Genomic DNA, 4,204 nt, shown 5'->3' with positions numbered 1-4,204 from the left:
ACAACCTTCGTCAGTCGCCAGGCAGTGTGGATGATACAGAATGGCATAATAACAGATTCTCATAAGAAACAGTTAGAATGGACTCTACATGAATTAAACAGCAAGGTCTGGTTTATTGATGAGCCAGAGATAATGCAACCTGCTGAAGCAACAGAATTACGCAGAATTGATGATGATCCGCTGATATCCTGAACCATCTTTGCAGGTGGAAGCTGAATCTGATTTGTCCAGATTGGCCAGTTAAAATCATAAACGTCCAACTGAGGCTGAATGGATGCAATATCCATGTTTGCCTCCCAGTAGGCATCTACTGTTCCGACATCTCTCCAGAAAACAATATCTGTATTGCCTCTGTTTCTGATACAAGATTTTGTAAAATCGTGGGCATGTACCATTCTCTGCTGAACTAGAGGTGGAATAATGTCCATACCAAAATCATGGTGGGAATCTCTGTTGCCAGCATCCCTTGATAGAATCTCATACAGGAATTCAGCATCAAAAACGTAAATACCCATTGAGGCTAATGACATATAAGGATTTGATGGCATTGTAGGAGGATCAAGAGGCTTTTCAACGAAATCTGTTACAAGCCAGTCCTGATCAACATTCATAACACCAAAACCGCGAGCCTGATCTTTTGGAACAGGAATACATGCAACTGTTAGAGGTGAGCCCATTTTAATATGATCGAGAATCATAGCAGCATAATCCATCTTATAAATATGGTCACCTGCTAAAATCAGCACATACTTTGGTTTATGATCCTTGATAATGTCTATATTCTGATAGATTGCATCAGCAGTACCCTGATACCAGTGCTCCTCATCTGTTCTTTGTGATGCAGGAAGGAAATCTATATACTCATTCATCTGGTTTCTGAAAAATGACCAACCAGCCTGAAGATGTCTTAAAAGACTGTGTGACTTATACTGAGTAACTACACCAATTCCAGTAATTCCAGAATTTACACAATTTGATAAAGCAAAATCAATAATTCTGTATTTACCGCCAAAGTAAACTGAAGGTTTAGCTCTTGTATCTGTCAAAGCCTTCAATCTGCTGCCTCGACCACCTGCAAGAACCAAAGCCATAGTCTGTCTTACGACGTCACGTGCTGACTGCATAAAATGAGTTACTCCCTATATGTTCTTTACTATTCTCGTTAACATTATAATATTGTAGATGAATATTCTATTTATGAGAGACTTATCTCCACTTTTTGCGATCATTACACATAAAAAAAGAACATAAATTTAGTATTTTTTTATACTTTGCAAAAAGTATGGAAATGTGCATAAAAAAGTTCTATTTATATCACAAAGAACAATATCTTATCTTAATTATCAAAAAGTTAGCTATTATTAATGAATTTTTTTTGCATAAGGATATTTGCAGTTTTGTAACAAGCAAAACATTTTTTACTGAAAATTCATTTTTTTATTTTTACTTTTTAAAAATATTCTTTATTCTATTCATCTAAAAAAATTACTTAAATCATACAAACAGAAAAATGAAGACAATAAGCAATAAAGAATATTCTGGAGAAAGACCTCTTTTTGGTATAAGCAATACAAAACTCAATAACATAAGAGTTATTGATGGAGAATCAGCTTTAAAGGAGGGGCACGAGATCAGTGCTGAAAAATCATATTTCAATGGAAAGTACCCTTTCTGGCACATTCAGGATCTTTCTATAGATACCTGTGCTTTTGACACAATGGCTAGAGCTGCTATTTGGTATTCAAATAACATTAATATGTCAAATTGCGATGTGGTCGCACCTAAAATGTTCAGAAAATGCTCGGATATTAGTGTTTATCAGACTATTTTCTCTGATGCAAAAGAAACATTCTGGGACTGCAAAGGTATAAAAATTGATAACTGCTCTATGAATAATGCAGATTATCTTTTTTTAAATTCTTCTAATATAGAAATCAATAAACTAAAATTAAATGGTAATTATGCATTTCAGAATGCATCTGGCATAAAGATTGTCGACAGTATAATCAACTCAAAAGATGCATTTTGGGAAGCTCAGGATGTCACAGTCATAAACTCTATTATCAATAGTGAATACTTAGCTTGGCATTCAAAAAATGTAACTTTGATAAACTGCACAATAACAGGCAAACAGCCTATGTGCTATGCCGAAAACCTAAGACTTGTTGACTGTATTCTTGCAGATAGCACTGAATTTGCTTTTGAATACTCATCTGTATTTGCTACAATAAAAAGCCATATCGAAAGTGTAAGAAATCCTCTTTCAGGCCATATTCGTGCAACTTCAATCGGAAAAATAATCATCGATGAACACAAAAAAGCTCCTGCTTCTTGTGTAATTGAGGAAAATTACTTTGGCTAAGTACAATTTTGATGAAATTATAGACAGACACGATACATATTCCTGTAAATGGGATCTTGTAAAAGATAAGGATGTTCTGCCTCTTTGGGTAGCAGATATGGATTTTAAGGTAGCACCACCAATCCAGAAAGCAGTTGAGGATCTTGCTAAGCACGGAATATATGGATATGGCATTGTACCTGATGAATATTACAAGGCTATCTGTAGCTTTCACAAAAGACACTACAACTGTGACATAAGTGAAGATTCGATTATTCCAACACCTTGTATGGTTGGTGCTATAAGTGCAATTTTACAAGGATTGTCTCAATGTGCCGATGAAGTTATTGTTCAGACTCCAGCATATAACAACTTTTTCTCCTGTATAAAAAACAGTGGATGCCAGATAGTTGAAAACAAAATCTTATACTCTGATGGCATATTCTCTTTAGATTTTGAATCTCTAGAAAAACAGGCAAAATCAGAAAAAGCAAAATTCCTATTACTTTGTAATCCACACAATCCAACAGGAAGATTATGGACAAGACAGGAATTAGAAAGAATTCTTGCAATCTGTAAAAAGCATAATCTCATCGTAATTGCAGATGAAGTGCACTGCGACATCAGACCAAATGGCTCTGTATTCACTTCTTTCCTGAATATCGATAAAAGTTACAACGATAGAATTATTCTCATAAGATCTGCTAGCAAGACATTCAACACTGCAGGATTAAAGAATGCATATATTGTCTGTCAGAATAAAGAATTCCTAAAAAGAATTGATAGACAGGTAAACATAAATGAAATCTGCGATGTAACGTCTTTTGGTGTTGCAGCTACAATTGCAGCTTATACTCAATGTGATGATTGGATTATTGAGCTTAATGACTACATTCAGGAGAATTACCAAATCCTTTGTACTTTCATCAAAGAAAATTATCCTGATTTTAAGGTAGCAAAACTTGAAAGCACTTATTTAGCTTGGATTGATATGTCAAAACTGAATATGAGTTCTGAAAAGATAAAAAGTCTGTTACTAAAAAAGGCAAAAGTTCTTATAAATGACGGAGATATGTACAGATCACCTAATGAAGGATTTATAAGAATAAACCTTGGCTGTACACATAAAACATTAAAAGAAGCTTTGAACAGATTTAAAAAGGCTATATAAAAAACATCAGGCTTTTGCCTGATGTCGTTATACAGAAACAGATTCTAATCTTTTTGAAGCACCTATTTCTTCAAGAACTCCAAAACCATCTCCAGTCTCTTTAATTTTTTCGTACTTGAGAGCAAGACCTGCATTCTGCTGTCTTAATTTTTCCTGTTTTAAAGGTGTAAGCTGAGCAAAAACTTCTGGAGAATAAGTTCTTTCAAAAGGAACTAGTGGCTCCCCCTGAATGCACTGTAATAAAAAGACCTGTCTGAAACTATCCTTGTTTATAAGTTGAGCCATATCAGATGATCTTTCAAAATCATCTTGATGTGCATATTTTCTCTGTTCTCTTGGTAAAGAAAACTTAGCTCTTAAATCCTCTTCTTTAACACTCTCAACTTTATCATGATGCAAAGGATGATCGGTCATATCATGAGATAACATTGCGAGCATAAGATTAAAATCAGCATGGTTCTGAGACTGGATATCATTATTCAGTCTCTGACCTAACTGAAGCTCATCTACTAGCATTTGACTGCGGATCTGCTCGGTTAACATATATACCTCATTACCATACCTATTTACATAACGTCAGATCCTGTATTTTCTTTAAACAATAATTTGATATTTCTAAAATTCTTTAACAAATGATCACTAAAAGATTACTCAAGGAAAATAATGCAGAATAAATACAGACAGAAGGATGT

Annotated in this window: 3 protein-coding genes and 1 pseudogene; 2 read left to right on the top strand and 2 right to left on the bottom strand. The window is 34.3% G+C overall.

The features are described 5' to 3' along the window. Nucleotides 1-62 precede the first annotated feature (62 nt). Nucleotides 63-1,124, bottom strand: a pseudogene (gene glgC, locus ACJML3_RS08085) (glucose-1-phosphate adenylyltransferase); the annotation flags it as partial. Between the two features lie 386 nt (nt 1,125-1,510). On the opposite strand from glgC, the gene ACJML3_RS08080 reads away from it, so the two are divergent. Together ACJML3_RS08080 and ACJML3_RS08075 are read left to right on the top strand one after the other, a co-directional pair. Continuing rightward, entirely contained in the window at nt 1,511-2,362 is an 852-nt protein-coding gene (locus ACJML3_RS08080; protein ID WP_406022211.1) for a DUF3737 family protein, read from the top strand. Next, nucleotides 2,355-3,512, top strand: coding sequence for a MalY/PatB family protein (locus tag ACJML3_RS08075; RefSeq protein WP_406022209.1), 1,158 nt, complete (start codon nt 2,355-2,357; stop codon nt 3,510-3,512). The genes ACJML3_RS08080 and ACJML3_RS08075 overlap by 8 nt, the downstream gene beginning before the upstream one ends. Nucleotides 3,513-3,539: 27 nt before the next feature. On the opposite strand, the gene ACJML3_RS08070 is transcribed toward ACJML3_RS08075, so the two are convergent. Continuing rightward, entirely contained in the window at nt 3,540-4,055 is a 516-nt protein-coding gene (locus ACJML3_RS08070; protein WP_288135679.1) for a VC2046/SO_2500 family protein, read from the bottom strand. Nucleotides 4,056-4,204: the final 149 nt, after the last annotated feature.

Origin of the sequence: Succinivibrio sp., from assembly GCF_045124615.1 — a bacterium.
Lineage (GTDB): Bacteria > Pseudomonadota > Gammaproteobacteria > Enterobacterales > Succinivibrionaceae > Succinivibrio > Succinivibrio faecicola.
Note: the sequence above shows the minus strand (reverse complement) of the source record. Positions and strands in the feature narration are given on the sequence as shown.

Excerpts from the sequence above, each read along its gene's own strand:
- ACJML3_RS08080 (WP_406022211.1), top strand. The coding sequence starts at position 1,511 with ATGAAGACAATAAGCAATAAAGAATATTCTGGAGAAAGACCTCTTTTT.
- ACJML3_RS08070 (WP_288135679.1), bottom strand. The coding sequence starts at position 4,055 with ATGTTAACCGAGCAGATCCGCAGTCAAATGCTAGTAGATGAGCTTCAG.